This window comes from Micromonospora sp. NPDC005087 (genome assembly GCF_042872965.1).
Classification (GTDB): Bacteria; Actinomycetota; Actinomycetes; order Mycobacteriales; family Micromonosporaceae; genus Micromonospora.
In genome coordinates, this window is the sequence record NZ_JBIALB010000004.1 from 241,550 (window position 1) to 256,280 (window position 14,731).

The window sequence follows — 14,731 nt, forward strand, 5'->3', positions numbered from 1 at the left end:
CGGCTGTCACGCCCACCATCGGGGGAGGTGCAGCTTGCCAGCTGTCCTGGAGATCGAAGGTCTACGTAAGACGTACAAGAGTCGTCGACGCGGCACCCGCAACGCGCTCGACGGCTTCGACATGCGGGTCGACGCCGGGCAGGTGCACGGCTTCCTGGGCCCCAACGGCTCCGGGAAGACCACCACACTGCGTACGCTGCTCGGCCTGATCCGGCCCGATGGCGGCCGGATGGCACTGCTCGGGCACGAGGTGCCCGGTGCGCTGGCCAGCGTCGCCGGCCAGGTCGGCGCGATCGTGGAGAGCCCGCAGTTCTTCCCGCACTTCTCGGCCCGGGACACGCTGTCCCTGCTGGCCGGGGCGGGTGAGGTGCCGGCCACCCGGGTCGACGAGGTGCTGGAGCTCGTCGGGCTGCGCGACCGGGCCGGCGAGCGGGTCAAGACGTACTCGCTGGGCATGAAGCAGCGGCTGGCCGTCGCCTCCGCGCTGCTGAAGAACCCGAAGCTGCTCATCCTCGACGAGCCGGCCAACGGCCTTGACCCGGGCGGCATCCGAGAGATGCGCACGCTGATGCGGACGCTCGCCGAATCCGGGATGACCGTGGTGCTGTCCAGCCACATCCTCGGCGAGATCCAGCTGATCTGTGACTCGGTCACCATCATCTCGCTGGGCCGGCGGGTCGCCTTCGGCCCGGTCGACGAGGTGCTGGCCCAGCACTCGTCCGGCGCGGTCCGGGTCCGGCTGGAGGCGGTCAGCGACCTGCCCGCGGCCACCGACGCGCTCACCCGGGCCGGGATGCGGGTCACCGGCCACCCGGACCACCTGATGCTGGCTGGCGTCGACAAGCCGGCCACGGTGACCCGGCTGCTCGCCGAGCACGACCTCTACGTCAGCGAGCTGGCCCCGGTCGCCGTCGACCTGGAGAGCGTCTTCCTCGAACTGACCGCCACCGCACCGGTACCCGGCCAGCACCGGCAGGTCGACGAGTCCATGAAGGTCGGTGGGACGGGGCAGCCCGACGCCACCGGAGGAGGGTGGGGCGCGTGAGCCTCTATCGTACGGAGCTGCGCCGGCTGGCCAAGCGGCGCTTCACCCGCTACATGTCGCTGCTCGGCCTGCTCGTGCTAGCCGCGGTGGTGGTCGGGGTCTTCCTCACCAACCAGAAGATCGACGCCGGCCAGCTGGCCCGGGCCGAGCGCCAGGCCGACCAGCAGTACCAGGAGCAGCTGCGCTGGAGCGAGCAGGAGCGCGTCAGCTGCGAGCAGGCCAAGGCGGCGAACAAGCCGAATGACGGCCGCTACCCCGACGACTGCTCCGTGATCACGGCTCCGTCGCGGGACCAGATCCAGGCGGAGTGGTTCCTGCCCTCGACGTTCAACTTCCGGCAGACGTTCGACGAGACGCTGATCCCGTTCGCGGCGATCCTCGCCCTGGTCGGGTTCGTGGTTGGCGCGTCCTTCATCGGCGCCGAGTGGAACACCGGCGGGATGATGAACCTGCTGCTCTGGCGGCCGAAGCGGCTCACCGTCCTGCTCACCAAGCTGGCCGCGCTGCTCACCGGCATTCTGGCGGTGACGCTGCCCGCGGCGGTGCTCTGGTTCGCCGGGTTCTGGGCGGTCGCCACCTTCCGGGGCAACACCGAGAAGATGACGTCCGGGGCCTGGCAGTCGTTCGCCCTCACCGGTTTGCGCGGCGTGGTGCTGGTGCTGGTGGTCACCACCATCGGCTTCGCGCTGGCCTCGCTGGGTCGGCACACCGCGATGGCCCTCGGCGGTGTGGTGGCGGTGATGGTGGTCGGCCAGTTCGGTCTCGGCATCCTGCTGTCGATGGCGAGCGTGCGGTTCGCCGAGGCATGGCTGCTGCCCACGTACGCGCTGGCGTGGATGACCAAGAAGGTCACCCTCCAGAACTGGAACTCCTGCAACGCCACCTACTACGGTGAGTGCAAACCGGACACGCTGGACATCACCTGGCAGCAGTCCTCCGTGCTGCTCTCCGTCGGGCTGGTGGTGATCCTCGGCGCGGCGCTCTGGGCGATGCGCCGGCGGGACATCTCCTGACCAACGCGGCGCGGCGCGGCCGGCCCGGCCGTCGGGTTTCCCGGCGTGCGGGGCCGGCCGCGCCGGCTGCTGCGACCCGGGCCGACCCTGGCTAGGCTGAACGCCATGCCCGCCGACGCCACCCCGGTCTCCCCCGAGCCGTCCACCGACGCTCGCCCGGGTGAGGCACCGGTCGGTGGTGGGCCGACCGTTCCGACACCCCGACCGGCGCCGCCCGTCGAGAGCACCGCCGACCCCGCGCAGGCCGCCGGGGACGATGCCGAACCGACCGGGCCGGTGGCGGGGCTGACCCAGCGGGAACAGGCCATCCTCGCCTTCGAGCAGCAGTGGTGGCGGCACGCCGGTGCCAAGGAGCAGGCCGTCCGGGACACCTTCGGGGTCTCCTCGACCCGGTACTACCAACTGCTCAACGGGCTGCTCGACAACCCGGCGGCGCTGGCCGCCGACCCCGTGCTGATCGGCCGGCTCCGCCGGCTCCGCTCATCGCGCGCCCGCGATCGCCGCCGCTGACGCCACCGCCCGCACACCGGCCTCAACTCCTGATTGTCCGGGTCCCGGCCGTCTGCTGACCGGGCACCGGGAACGGCGTCCCCGGTGCCCGGTCCGTCCAGACCGGTGGAAGCATGGCACCAGATTCGGCGGGTAGGCGGGGAGCGTCCCGGGCGCTGCCATGCGGCTCCGGGCCGATGGAGGGAGCGGGCTATGACGGGTACCAACCCGAGCCGGCCACCACAGGGTGCGACCGGCACCGCGCAGCAGGCTCGGCAGGAGGCGTCCCGGGTCGGACAGCAGGCCGCGCAGGCCGGTGGACAGGTGGCCCATACCGCCGCCGAGCAGGGCGGGCAGGTGGCCGCGGAAGCGCGCCAGCAGGCCCGGAACCTGACCGGAGAGGCCACCAGCGAGCTGCGTGAGCAGGCCAGATCGCAACAGCAGCGGGCCGTCGACGGTCTGCGCGACCTGGGCCAGGGGCTCAACTCGATGGCCGAGCAGGACGGTGACTCCCGGCTGGCCGGCCAGGCGGTTCGCCGGGCGGGGGACGCCGCGCAACGGGCGGCCGGCTGGCTCGACGGACGGGAGCCGGGGGACGTACTGGACGAGGTCCGCACGTACGCCCGACGCAACCCGGGGATGTTCCTGGCCGGCGCGGCGGTGGCCGGACTGCTGGTCGGGCGACTCGCCCGTGGCCTGACCAGCGCTGGCGGCGCAGGGATGTCAGGCGGCCCGGCAGCAGGGTACGGGCACCCGGACGGGGGTGGCCCGGAGCCCTACGATCGCGGGTTCAACGCGCCCTACCAGCCCGAACAGCCGTACACCGGTACGGCTCGGGCCCAGAACGTGTCGCCGGCCGGTCGGCCGGAGCGGGACCTGCCGGGCGGGGTGGCACCGTGAGCGCCCCGGAGAAGGAACGGACCCAGGCCTCCGTCGGCGACCTGCTGGGTGACGTCACCCGGGACCTCTCCACGCTGATGCGCAAGGAGGTCGAGCTGGCCAAGGCCGAGCTCCGCGAGGAGGCGAGCCAGGCCGGCAAGGCCGGCGGCATGTTCGGCGGGGCGGGGCTGGCCGGGTTCCTGGCCGTCCTGTTCGTGTCGTACGCGGTGTGGTGGGGGCTGTCCAACACGATGGACCAGGGCTGGGCGGCACTGATCGTCGCGGTGATCTGGGCGGTCGTGGCCGGTGGCCTTTTCATCAACGCCCGGAGCCAGCTGCAGCGGGCTCGTGCGGTGCTGCCGCGAACGAAGCAGACCGCCCGGGAGATGCCGGACGCACTGCGCGGTCGGTGAACGAGTCGGGAGGGGACAGATCATGTCCAGTGATCCGGATCGGATCCGGCGGGAGATCGAGACCACCCGCAACGAGTTGAGCAGTGACGTCGACGCGTTGGCCGACAGGGTCAACCCGCGTCGGATCGCCGGTGACCGCGTCGGGCAGGCCCGCGGCGCGTTCGCCCGAGCGAAGGAGAGGGTGATGGGCAGCTCGAGCCACATGGGGCAGGAGGCCAGCCAGCGGATGTCACACGTCGCCGGCTCGGTACGCGACGAGACCCGGTCGCTCGGACAGCAGTCCCGGGAGCAGACGCAGGGCAACCCGCTGGCCGCCGGCGTGGTCGCCTTCGGCGTCGGGTTGCTGGCCGCCTCGCTGCTCCCGTCGAGTGGGCGGGAAAGGCAACTGGCCGGTCGCGCCCGGGGCATGGTGAGCGAGCACTCCGACCAGTTGCGCGGGCAGGCGAGCCAGATCGGCCACCATATGCAGGACAACCTGCGGGAGCCCGCGCAGCAGGCGGCGCAGTCGGTGCGGTCCACCGCCGAGCAGGGGGTGTCCGCGGTACGCGACCAGGGCCGTTCAGCCGCCGGGCAAATGCAGGGGCAGGCGTATGCGGCCGCCGATGATCTCCGGCACCGCTGACCCGGCCGAGCGTCGGGGCTGGCACCGATGATGCGGGTACGCTCCGCGTCCGTGCCAGCCCCGGGCCGGCCGGTCAACGAGGACCTGGTCTTCCGGTTCGGCCCGCTGGTCGGCGTGCTGGACGGCGCCACCGTGCCGGAGGGCTTCGACACCGGCTGTGTGCACGGGCCGGAGTGGTACGTCCGGCACCTGGCCGCCCGGATCGGCATGGCCGAGGCGGCGCGCCCGTCGGCGAGGCTGACCAGCAACCTGGCGGCGGCCATTCTCGCCGTTCGCGCCGACCACGGCGGGCAGTGCGACCTTGATCATCCCGGTACCCCGTCCAGCACGGTCTGCCTACTGCGGGACTGCGGTGACAAGGTGGACCATCTGGTGCTCTGCGACAGCCCGCTGGTGCTGGACACCGGCCAGGTCAGCGTGGTGACCGACGACCGGCTGGAGGCGGCGGTGGCCGAGCTGCGCCGGACGGTCGCCACCGTGCCGGCCGACGCGGACCCGGTGACCCGCTTCCGGCACGCCGTGGGCGTCCAGCGGGAACGGATGAACCGCACACACGGCTACTGGGTGGCGGCGGCCGACCCGGACGCGGCCTTCCACGCGGTGACCGGGACGGTGCCCCAGCGGGGGCCGTCGGCGGTGCGTCGGGCGGCGCTGCTCAGTGACGGCGCGTCCAGCGCTGTCGACCAGTTCGGGCTGACCGACTGGGCGGGGCTGCTGGACATGCTGAGCGCCGACGGCCCGGGCGCGTTGCTCGACCGGGTCCGGGAGGCCGAGCGCGACCACCCCGACCGGCTGCGCCGGCACAAGCCCACCGACGATGCCTCGGTGGTGTTCTGCGAGTTCGGGGCGGCGACCTGAGGGCCCCGCGACTCGACTGGTTGGCAACAGAGCGTGAGGTGGACACTCGGGCGGTCCGACCGGTCGGTACCGGTAGCCGGACCGCCAGTGGATGCCCAATGGGGTGGACTTCGGCCGATCAGGGCGGCAGACTGCGGCACGTGGCGGGTGCGGTCCGGTTGGAGCCGGTGGATGAGCAGAACCTGGAGCCATTGCTCTCCGTAGCGGCTGCCGAGGCCGAGCCAGGTGATGTGATGCCTCCGGTCGACGCTCCCGCCGGCTGGTCGCTCGCCCGCCGCGAGGCTTTCCGGGACTTTCACCGCGCGAGCTTCGGCGGCCTGGACGGCCCGACACGCTCCCAGATGTACGCGATCCTCGTCGGCGGTGAGGTGGCGGGCATGGTTCGGATGACGCGTTGTGACGAGCCCGGCACGGTCGAGACCGGGATGTGGCTCGGTCGTTCGGCTCGCGGGCAGGGGATCGGCGCGACCGCCCTGCGCGAGTTGCTGAACGCCGCCGCCCGGGCGGGCATGCGGGCCGTGGTGGCGGAGACGACCGCGGACAACATCGGCGCGGTCGGCGTACTGAAAAAGTGCGGCGCCACATTGCGCGAGGATGGTGGCAAGGTGCGCGCCGAAATCTGCCTGGATTCGACGCCGCCAGCACTCTGAAGCGATTCTTAAGGTTCGTCTTCTCTGTCGTTTTCCCTGGTGGTTACCACCTGGACGTCCGTTCTGGGGCGTCCAATCCCGCGTTTCCGGATGGTGTTCGTCGACGCGGATGGAAATCGCCAGAACGGTTTCGGTGGAATGCCGTCGGGTACTGCCCGCCGGGTCCGCAGATACGGACGCCTGATTGAAGGCATGGTTCGCGCTATTCCCCGGTAGCCCTTCTCCGGCCCCCACCGGGCAGGCGTCCGCACCCTCCGGGGAGCGAAGGAGAACTGATGAAGACCGGAACACGAATCGGGCTGGCGGTGGGCTTCGGCTACCTGCTGGGCCGTCGCCGCAAGCTGCGTACCGCACTCACCCTGGCCGCCGCGGTCGCCGCCGGCCGAGCCAGCCGGGACCCCGCCGGGCTGCTGAAGCGGGGCACCAACGTGCTGCACTCGTCCCCCCAACTGAGCAACCTGAGCCGACTCGGCGGGCCACTGGTCAACGCGGGCCGGGCCGCCGCCACCGCGGCGGCCGGCAGCGGCGTCGACGCGCTCACCGGTCGGCTGCGCGACTCGGCCGACGCGCTGCGCCGCCGCTCCGGAGACCAGAGCGGCGCCGGCGACAACGACACGGGCCGCGACACCGACCGCGACACGGCGAACCAGACCGACCGGGACGACGCGGCGGCCGGGCAGCGGCGGGGGCGGTGACCATGGCGGGGAACACCTACCCGGGTGGGATCGGTGAGAAGCTCCGCGGCCAGTTGGCCGACGAGGTGCGGAACCTGGCCGAGGCGATCGGCGAGCGGGCGATGACGGTGGTGACCGAGCGGATCACCGGCGCGACCGGCCGGCTCAGCGAGTACGCGCGCCAGGGCGGCGGACCGGGCCTGATCGCCGCCGCCACCGGTGCACAGAAGCTCGCCGAGGGCGGCTCACCAATGAAGGCGATGGTGCACGCCGGGATGGCCGGCGGTAAGGAGAAGGTGATGTCGGCTCTCGGCCGCGCGGGCGGAAAGGGCGGCGGCAAGGGCGGCAAGAAGAAGGTCACCAACATCGTCGAGACGATCGAGGTGGGCGTGCCGGTGCGGGCCGCGTACAACCAGTGGACGCAGTTCGGCGACTTCCCGAGCTTCATGAAGAAGGTCGAGAGCGTCGACACGGACTCGGACGAGAAGCTGACCTGGAAGGCGCAGGTCTTCTGGTCGCACCGGACCTGGGAGTCGACCATCGTCCGGCAGGTGCCGGACAAGCTCATCCACTGGCGGTCCAAGGGTGAGAAGGGCTCGGTCGACGGCACCGTCAGCTTCCACGAGATCACCCCGGACCTGACCCGAATCCTGGTGGTGCTGGAGTACCACCCGCAGGGCCTCTTCGAGCACACCGGCAACCTGTGGCGCGCCCAGGGCCGGCGGGTGCGGCTGGAGCTGAAGCACTTCGTCCGGCACGTGATGACCGAGGTGGCGCTCGACCCGGACCAGGTCGAGGGCTGGCGGGGCGAGATTCGCGACTCCCAGGTGGTCAAGGACAACGAGACGGCCCTTCGCGAGGAGCGCGAACGGGACCAGCGCGGCCCGGGCGGGGGCGGTGGGGCGCCGACCGGTCCCGAGGCCGACGAGTTCGCCGAGGAGGAGCCGAGCGCGGAGGAGGAGCGGCCGCGCCGACGGCCCGCCGGGCGGCTGCGCCAGCGGCCACCCCGCCGGCCCGCCGAGCCGGAGTACGACGAGGAGTACGAGGCGTACGAGGACGGCTACGACGAGGGGTACGCGGACGAACCCGACGAGGAACCGCCGCCGGCCCCCCGTCGTCGCGCTCCCGAGCGGGCCCGCCGCGCTCAGCCGCGCGAGGAGCCGCAGCGGCCCCGGCCGCCGGTCCGACGCGGACCGGAACCGCCGCGCCGACCCGTGGTGCGCCGCCGCCGGGAGGAGGACGAGTGACGCTCGTATCCGACGAGGGCGGTGCCGGCGGGGCCCTGGAGCGTGTGGGCTCCGGCGGCGGGCTCGCCGACGTGGTGGAGACCGTGCTCGACAAGGGCGTGGTGATCGACGCGCAGGTGACCGTCGGCGTCGTCGGCATCCCACTGGTGGAGATCAACGCCCGGGTGGTGGTGGCGAGCATCGAGACGTACCTGCGGTTCGCCGAGGCGGTCGACCGGCTGGACCTCGCTCCGGACGAGGGCGAAGGCCTTGCCGGTCTGGTCGGCGGCGTTACCGGCGCCGTCCGGGACGTCACCGGCTCGGTCGGGGACGTGGCCGGCAACGTGCGGGACCTCGGGAGGGGCTGAGATGGCGGACGAGACGGGACTGTTCATCTACGGCGTGGTGCCCGCCGACGTGGAGGCGACGCCCGACGCGGCCGGGGTAGGCGATCCACCGGGCGAGGTGGCGGTGATCCGGCACGGTGACCTCGGCGCGCTGGTCAGTGAGGTGCCGTTGGAGGCGCCGCTGGGCCGGTCGGCGGATCTGCGTGCGTACCAGGAACTGCTGGACGGGACGGCGGCGGTGGCGCCGGTGCTGCCGGTGCGGTTCGGCACCGTGGTCACCGGGCCGGACGCGGTGATCGATCTGCTCCGGCCGCACCACGACCGGTTCGCCGCAGCGCTGGCCGAGTACGAGGGCCGGGTGCAGTACGTCGTGCACGGTCGCTTCGATGAGCGGACGCTGCTGCGCGGGGTGCTCGACGAGAATCCGACCGCCGCCGGGCTCGCCGAACAGGTACGCGGCCGGCCCGAGGCGGCCAGCCGTGAGCCACGGATCCGGCTCGGGGAGCTGATCAGCCAGGCGGTGGAGCTGCGCCGCGAGGCGGAGAACCGGCGGCTGCTCGACGCCACGGCCGAGTACGTCGTGTCCGCGCAGCCACGCCCTCCCAGCCACGAGCTGGACGCGGCGCACCTGGCCCTGCTGGTCGACGCCGACCAGGAGGCCGCTCTGGTCGACGCCCTGGAGGAGTACGCGCAGCACCGCGGGGGCCTGCTACGACTGCGGTTGCTGGGCCCGCTCGCCCCGTACGACTTCGTCAGCGCGCACCAGCTGGCGGGCTGGCCGGTGGACCTGCTCTGGGCGCTGCTGACCCTGCCGTACGCGCCGGTGCGCGGCCTGACCGCGGTGGTCGCGGTGGTCGCCCGGGAGGCCGAGTCGCGGCAGCGGAACCCGGTGAACGTCCGGCGCGAGCTGGAGGAACTGGACGCGGCGGCTGCCGCCGGTGAACTCAGCGCGGAGGAACGCGACCGGGCCGAGCAGCGGGTGCTGGACCGGCTGACCGGGGGCGCGGGTCGGGCCGGAGCGCGGGCGCGCCCGGCCCGGCGTGGCCCGGCACGCGAGGGAGGTGCGCGCGATGACCGACGACGACGTCCGGGCTCGACGGCGTGATCCGGCCGCCGAGGACTATCCCGATGAGGAGTACGTGGAGCCGGTGTCGGCTGCCGAGGCGGCTCGGGCGGGGCTGCGACAGCTCGTCGAGCTGACCGGCCGGGAGCCGTCCGGGACCACGTCGCTGGAGGCCACGGAGGACGGCTGGCTGGTCGGAGTGGAGCTGGTGGAGGCGCATCGGATTCCCGCCTCCGTCGATCTGCTCGGCCTCTACGAGGTGGAGCTGGACATCGAGGGTGGGCTGCTCGGCTACCGACGGGTGCGGCGCTACCAGCGCGGGAAGGGTGAGGTGGGCTGAAATGACCGCTGCGCAGCCGCCGTCGGTGGTGCAGAACTCCGGCCAGGTCCTGCCCGCCGGCCACGAGCCGGCCAACCTGGGCGACATCCTGGAGCGGGTCCTCGACCGGGGCATCGTGATCGCCGGTGACATCCGGGTCAGCCTGCTCGACATCGAGCTGCTGACGCTGAAACTGCGGCTGGTCATCGCGTCGGTCGACACCGCGCGGCAGATCGGCATCGACTGGTGGGAGCACGATCCGTGGCTCAGCTCGCGGGCTCGGCCCCCGGTGGAGCCGGGACCGCGTGACCCGGAGCAGGTCGAGGCGGAGCGCCGGCCCCGGGTGGCGGCCCGGGCGCGCCGCCGGGACGCCGAACTAGAGGAGTGGAATGAGTTCGACGGTTGAGGTGCCCGCCGCCGGGTCCGCCCCGGTCGCCGGGGCCTGGCTGCACGGCGTGGTCCGGGACGCCGATCCGGCGGCGCTGACGGCGATCGCCGGGATGGACGGCGCTCCGGTCCGGGCGGTGTCCACCTCCGGCCTGGTCGGCGTGGTCAGCACCGCGCCGCTGGACGAGTACGGCGAGCAGCCGCTGCGCCGCAACCTGGAGGATCTGGCGTGGCTGGAGCGGGCGGCCCGGGCACACCACGGCGTGGTCGAGGCACTGGCCCGACGGGGGCCGGTGGTGCCGGCCCGGCTCGCCACCGTGCACACCGACGACGGCCGGGTGGCCAGGTCACTCGCCGCGTGCCGAACCGAGCTGGAGGCCACCCTGGACCGCCTCACCGGACGCGGCGAGTGGGGTGTGAAGGGTTACCTGGTGCCGGGAGTGGCTCCGGCGAGCGCCGAACCCGTCGGGGCCGGCGGTGTGGGGACGGCGTACCTGCGGCGGCGTCGGGCACAGTTGACCGCCCGGGAGGAAGGCCAGCAGGCGGCGGGCGCGGCGGCGGACACGGTGCACGCCGCGCTGTGCGAGCTGGCCGTGGCGGGCCGGCGGCACGCGCCGCAGGACCGGCGGCTCTCCGGTGCGTCCACCCCGATGGTGCTCAACGGGGCGTACCTGGTGGACCTCGCGGCGCTGCCCGGCTTCACCGAGCTCGTCGGCGCGCTGGGCAGCCGGCATCCGGAGATCCGGCTGGAGCTGACCGGGCCGTGGCCGGCGTACTCCTTCGTCGCGGAACGGCCGGAGCCGGCGCTCACCGTGCGGGAGCCGTGGTGACCAGCGCGCTCGCGTCGAGCAGCGCGGACGATCCGTTGGCCTACCGGCCGGTCGCCCTGGTGGACCTGCTCGACAGGGTGCTCGCCACCGGGGTCGTGATCAGCGGCGACCTCACCCTGGCCATTGCCGACGTGGACCTGGTCCGGATCTCGTTGCGCGCGCTGGTCGCTTCGGTCGGCGCGCTGGCCCCGCCGGAGGACGCCGGATGACCGGGCGGGACGAGGCGGCGGAGCTGGCCGCCGCGCTGGGCGCGGAGTCGTGGCAGCCGCCCCGGGTCACCCCGCTGGACCGCCGGATCGCGGTGGACCGCGACTCGGTCGAGCGAGGGCTGGCCAGCCTGGTGCTCACGATCGTGGAGTTGCTGCGGCAGCTGATGGAGCGGCAGGCGCTGCGCCGGGTCGACCTCGGTGACCTGACCGAGGAGCAGATCGAGCGGATCGGGGTGACGCTGATGGCGCTGGAGGAGCAGATGGCCGGGCTGCGCGAACACTTCGGCCTGGCCCCGGAGGACCTCAACCTGGATCTCGGCCCCCTCGGCCCGCTGCTCCCCACCGAGTGACCCGAGCCGGCCGGCGGCAACCCCCGGAGAGGTCGCCGCCGACCGGTGGATCAGGCCGGTACCCGGACGATGTCGTAGTCGGTGTCCGGCGTGGACTCCACGTCGAACCGGCCGTTCACCACGTACAGCGCCGAGCCGAGCAGGTCACCGGTCGCCGGCGACCGCAGCTGGGGACCGGTGATCTCCCGCTGCACCGCCCCGGCGGTGTAACCGTGGTTGAGCCGGACCACCGCGATGACGTTGGTCAGGTTGCGGATCACGTAGAGGGTGTGGCCGCGCAGCACCAGGCCGTCGGCCCGCTCCACCGAGTAGCCACCGAGGTCGACGAGGCGGCTGCGGCCGGTGCGCGGGTCGATGCGTACCAGCCGACCGGGCAGCATCTGTGCGACCAGCAGATCGCCGTCCGGCAGTGCCACGATCCCGTTGTGGTAGGCGTCCGGCGTCGCAGCCGGTCCGCTGAGCGGCAGCACCCGGGAGGCCGTGGCGGCCGGCAGCCGGCCACCGTGGCCCAGCGGCACCACGTACAGAACCTGCCGGCCCGAGTCGGTGAAGTAGACCGCCCGCTTGGTGATCACGAGGTCGTTGACGTAGCTGCCCGGCTCGTCGGTGAACTGGTAGTGGGCCAGCAGCTTGCCGGTCCCCGCGTCGTAGACGCTGGCACCGCCACCGGAGAAGTCGGCGGTCCACAGCCGGCCCTGCTGATCGAGCTTGAGACCGGCCTTGTCCTTGCCCGGCACGGCCGGGATCAGCACCGAGCCACGGCCGGTGCGTAAGTCACCGCGCCACACCGCTCCGTCCAAGATGGAGCTGACGTAAACGGTGGTGCCCCGACCGATCGTCAGCCCCTCGGGAGTGAACCCGTTGGGCAGGGCGATCCGGGCCGGGAACGGCTTTGCCGGGTGGGCGGCTGCCGGCGAGCCGACCGTGGTGAGGGTGGCCGCCGCCACCAGGGAAACGAGGAGAAGCGAGAGCAGCTTGCGCAAGAAACACCGCCTGACGTCGCAGTGGATCGCTCCACAGAGGAATGTGACGTCCTAGGAACACCCTGGGTACGACGAAAGGTTGACTGCCGGATCAGTTTGGTCGCGTCACCCTCGCTCGGCGGCGTACCCGGCCAGCCAGGCGACCTGCGCGGGGTCCAGCGACGGACGGACCCGGCGCCGGGCCGTGGCGACGTGCGCGGCGGTGACCGTGGCCGCGGCCAGCGACTCACGCATCGCGGCGAGCGCCGCCTCCCGGACCAGAGCCGCGCAGTCGGCCGCGGAGAACCCGTCCAACTCCCCACCGAGCGCGGCCAGGTCGACGTCCGGCGCCAGCGGCACGTGCCGGGACGCGGCCCGCAGGATCTCCATGCGGGCCTCCCCGTCCGGCGGCGGCACGTAGACCAGCCGCTCCAGCCGGCCCGGCCGCAGCAGCGCCGGGTCGACCAGGTCCGGCCGGTTCGTCGCGCCGACCACCACCACGTTGCGCAGCGTCTCCACCCCGTCCAGCTCGGTGAGCAGGGCGGCGACCACCCGGTCGGTGGTCCCGCCGTCGGTGGCCTGCCCGCGGACCGGCGCCAGCGCGTCCACCTCGTCCAGGAAGATCAGCGTCGGGGCCGCCTCCCGGGCCCGGCGGAACAGCTCACGGACCGCGCGTTCGCTCTCACCCACCCACTTGGAGAGCAGCTCCGCGCCCTTCACGGAGAGCACGTTCGCCCGACCCGAGCCGGCCAGCGCGGTGACCAGATACGTCTTGCCGCAGCCCGGCGGCCCGTAGAGCAGCACACCGCGCGGCGGCTGCACGCCGAGCCGGGCGAAGGTGTCCGGGTAGGTCAGCGGCCAGAGCACCGACTCGCTGAGCGTCTGCTTGACCTCGACCAGGTCACCCACGTCGTCCAGGGTCACCGAGGCCAGCTCCAGCGTGGACGCGGCCATCGTGGTCGGCCGGACCACCTCCAGTGCGGCGGTGAAGTCGGCCATCGACACGGTCGGCGTCTCGGCCGACTTCTGCCGCAGCGCCGCGCGTACCCCAGCCTCCCGGACCAGCGCAGCCAGGTCCGCCGCGACGAATCCAGGGGTACGCCCGGCCACCTCGTCCAGCCGGACGTCATCGGCCAGCGGCACCTGCCGGGTCAGCACGGTGAGCTGCTCGCGGCGCAGCGCCGGGTCGGGCAGCGGGATGCTGATCCGCAGCGACAGCAGGTCCGGCGCGCGCAGCGCCGGGTCGACCGCCTCCGGCCGGCCGGTGGTGCACACCACGGCCGCACCCGAACGGACGGTCTCCATGAGCACCTGGCGGAACACCGTCGCCACCGGGCCGGGCTCGTCCGCCGGGGCGAGCGCCTCCACATCGGTGACCAGCAGGACCGCCGGCCCGCCGGCGCGGACCGCCGCCGCCACGGCGCGCAGCCGGTCGGCGGCGGCCTGGTTGGCCAGCGCGACCACCTCGGGCGCCCAGAGCGGGTGTACGCGGGCACCGACCCGGGCCGCGACCGCCCGGACCAGCGCCGACTTTCCCGAACCGGCCGGCCCGCTGAGCAGCACTCCCAGCGAGATGGTGGTGCCCAGCCGACCCAGCACCTCCCGGTGGTGGAAGCCGAGGTCGAGCAGTTCGGTCAGCTCCTCGGCCTGGGCCCGCAGCCCCGGCAGCTCGTCGACGTCGGGAGCGTCGTCCTCCTCCGTCGGGCCCATGGCCGCACCGGACGGAGTCTCAGCCGACCGGCGCCCTCCGGAAGGCCGCTCGGCCGGGGCGAGCCGACCGGGGATGGCGCCGTGGGTGGCCGGGCCGTGCTCCCAGCCGACCAGCGTGTCCATGGTGACCAGTGCGCCAGCGGCCGGCTCGACCGCGACCACGGTGAGCAGGGTGCTGGTCCAGGCGAACCCGACCGTGTTGGCGAGGCTGCGCCGAGCCGCCTCGATGAGGCTGCGTACCGAGGCGTCCGGCAGCACGTCCTGCGGCAACAGCGAGACGTCGTCGCCGGCGGTGACCACCTTGCCCAGCAGGGCGAGCCGGAGCATCTCCGGGCTGACCGCCGCGACCACCTCCACCGGCCCGGTCAGGGTGACCCGGCTCGCCGGGGTCAGCGGCACCGGAGTCACCCGCACCTGACCGCCGTCGTGGAGGCCGAGGTTGCCCAGCGTCAGGTCGTCGGCGTACAGCAGGACGGGGCTCGCGCCCGGCTTGGCCGCCGCCACGATTCCGGCGGTCTCCCGTCGGCCGACCAACCGGACCGGGTCGCCGGGGCGTAGACCCAGCGCGGTCAGCACCTCCGGGTGCAGGCGGACGACGCCCCGCCGGGCGTCCAGCGCCGCCGGCCGCAGGCTGGCCGTGAGAGTCAGGTCGGGTTGCGCCACCGCCCGACCGTAGCCGCCGCCA

Annotated in this window: 16 protein-coding genes and 4 pseudogenes; 17 read left to right on the forward strand and 3 right to left on the reverse strand. The window is 73.3% G+C overall.

What is annotated here, in order from left to right:
• Positions 1-34 precede the first annotated feature (34 nt).
• The 17 genes and pseudogenes from ACFYPS_RS12180 (at position 35) to ACFYPS_RS12260 (ending at position 11,374) form a co-directional block, all read left to right on the forward strand.
• The gene (locus tag ACFYPS_RS12180; RefSeq protein WP_354963512.1) at positions 35-1,045 is read left to right on the forward strand and encodes an ATP-binding cassette domain-containing protein; all 1,011 of its coding nucleotides are present in this window, start codon (positions 35-37) and stop codon (positions 1,043-1,045) included.
• Positions 1,042-2,058 carry an ABC transporter permease subunit gene (locus ACFYPS_RS12185; protein WP_354963513.1) on the forward strand — a complete coding sequence of 339 codons (1,017 nt, stop codon included), beginning with the start codon at positions 1,042-1,044 and terminating at the stop codon, positions 2,056-2,058. Before ACFYPS_RS12180 ends, ACFYPS_RS12185 begins: the two co-directional genes overlap by 4 nt.
• A 105-nt stretch (positions 2,059-2,163) precedes the next feature.
• Entirely contained in the window at positions 2,164-2,568 is a 405-nt protein-coding gene (locus ACFYPS_RS12190; RefSeq protein ID WP_354963514.1) for a DUF3263 domain-containing protein, read from the forward strand.
• Positions 2,569-2,760: 192 nt separating this feature from the next.
• Complete coding sequence (locus ACFYPS_RS12195; protein WP_354963515.1) at positions 2,761-3,447, forward strand: hypothetical protein; 687 nt, start codon at positions 2,761-2,763, stop codon at positions 3,445-3,447.
• On the forward strand, positions 3,444-3,839 hold the full coding sequence (locus ACFYPS_RS12200; RefSeq protein ID WP_354963516.1) for a phage holin family protein: 396 nt from the start codon (positions 3,444-3,446) through the stop codon (positions 3,837-3,839). The genes ACFYPS_RS12195 and ACFYPS_RS12200 overlap by 4 nt, the downstream gene beginning before the upstream one ends.
• Positions 3,840-3,861: 22 nt before the next feature.
• Entirely contained in the window at positions 3,862-4,461 is a 600-nt protein-coding gene (locus ACFYPS_RS12205) for a DUF3618 domain-containing protein (protein WP_354963517.1), read from the forward strand.
• Between the two features lie 51 nt (positions 4,462-4,512).
• Positions 4,513-5,319: a hypothetical protein gene (locus tag ACFYPS_RS12210; RefSeq protein ID WP_354963518.1), complete on the forward strand. Its 807-nt coding sequence runs from the start codon at positions 4,513-4,515 to the stop codon at positions 5,317-5,319.
• A gap of 140 nt (positions 5,320-5,459) precedes the next feature.
• Positions 5,460-5,969, forward strand: a complete 510-nt coding sequence (locus tag ACFYPS_RS12215) for a GNAT family N-acetyltransferase (RefSeq protein ID WP_354963519.1) — start codon at positions 5,460-5,462, stop codon at positions 5,967-5,969.
• Positions 5,970-6,244: 275 nt separating this feature from the next.
• Positions 6,245-6,664 (forward strand): hypothetical protein, encoded by a 420-nt coding sequence (locus ACFYPS_RS12220; protein WP_354963520.1) that lies wholly within the window; start codon positions 6,245-6,247, stop codon positions 6,662-6,664.
• Positions 6,665-6,666: 2 nt separating this feature from the next.
• Complete coding sequence (locus ACFYPS_RS12225; protein ID WP_354963521.1) at positions 6,667-7,890, forward strand: SRPBCC family protein; 1,224 nt, start codon at positions 6,667-6,669, stop codon at positions 7,888-7,890.
• Positions 7,887-8,102: pseudogene (gene gvpJ, locus ACFYPS_RS12230) on the forward strand (gas vesicle protein GvpJ); the annotation flags it as partial. The gene ACFYPS_RS12225 and the pseudogene gvpJ (ACFYPS_RS12230), both read left to right, overlap by 4 nt.
• 136 nt (positions 8,103-8,238) lie before the next feature.
• The gene (locus tag ACFYPS_RS12235) at positions 8,239-9,321 is read left to right on the forward strand and encodes a GvpL/GvpF family gas vesicle protein (RefSeq protein ID WP_387324365.1); all 1,083 of its coding nucleotides are present in this window, start codon (positions 8,239-8,241) and stop codon (positions 9,319-9,321) included.
• Positions 9,287-9,619 (forward strand): gas vesicle protein, encoded by a 333-nt coding sequence (locus ACFYPS_RS12240; protein ID WP_354963524.1) that lies wholly within the window; start codon positions 9,287-9,289, stop codon positions 9,617-9,619. Before ACFYPS_RS12235 ends, ACFYPS_RS12240 begins: the two co-directional genes overlap by 35 nt.
• Positions 9,620-9,668: 49 nt before the next feature.
• Positions 9,669-9,821, forward strand: a pseudogene (gvpJ, locus tag ACFYPS_RS12245) (gas vesicle protein GvpJ); the annotation flags it as partial.
• Between the two features lie 166 nt (positions 9,822-9,987).
• Positions 9,988-10,815 carry a GvpL/GvpF family gas vesicle protein gene (locus ACFYPS_RS12250; RefSeq protein ID WP_387324368.1) on the forward strand — a complete coding sequence of 276 codons (828 nt, stop codon included), beginning with the start codon at positions 9,988-9,990 and terminating at the stop codon, positions 10,813-10,815.
• A complete protein-coding gene (locus ACFYPS_RS12255) occupies positions 10,812-11,024 on the forward strand; it encodes a gas vesicle protein (RefSeq protein WP_354963526.1) in 213 nt (70 codons plus the stop codon). Before ACFYPS_RS12250 ends, ACFYPS_RS12255 begins: the two co-directional genes overlap by 4 nt.
• Complete coding sequence (locus ACFYPS_RS12260; protein ID WP_354963527.1) at positions 11,021-11,374, forward strand: gas vesicle protein K; 354 nt, start codon at positions 11,021-11,023, stop codon at positions 11,372-11,374. Before ACFYPS_RS12255 ends, ACFYPS_RS12260 begins: the two co-directional genes overlap by 4 nt.
• A 50-nt stretch (positions 11,375-11,424) precedes the next feature.
• On the opposite strand, the gene ACFYPS_RS12265 is transcribed toward ACFYPS_RS12260, so the two are convergent.
• From ACFYPS_RS12265 to ACFYPS_RS12275, 3 genes and pseudogenes are all read right to left on the reverse strand, one after another.
• Positions 11,425-12,357: an SMP-30/gluconolactonase/LRE family protein gene (locus tag ACFYPS_RS12265; RefSeq protein ID WP_387324370.1), complete on the reverse strand. Its 933-nt coding sequence runs from the start codon at positions 12,355-12,357 to the stop codon at positions 11,425-11,427.
• A 105-nt stretch (positions 12,358-12,462) separates the two neighbouring features.
• Positions 12,463-14,022 (reverse strand): annotated as a pseudogene (locus ACFYPS_RS12270) (AAA family ATPase); the annotation flags it as partial.
• 92 nt (positions 14,023-14,114) lie between these two features.
• Positions 14,115-14,709, reverse strand: a pseudogene (locus ACFYPS_RS12275) (ATPase); the annotation flags it as partial.
• Positions 14,710-14,731: the final 22 nt, after the last annotated feature.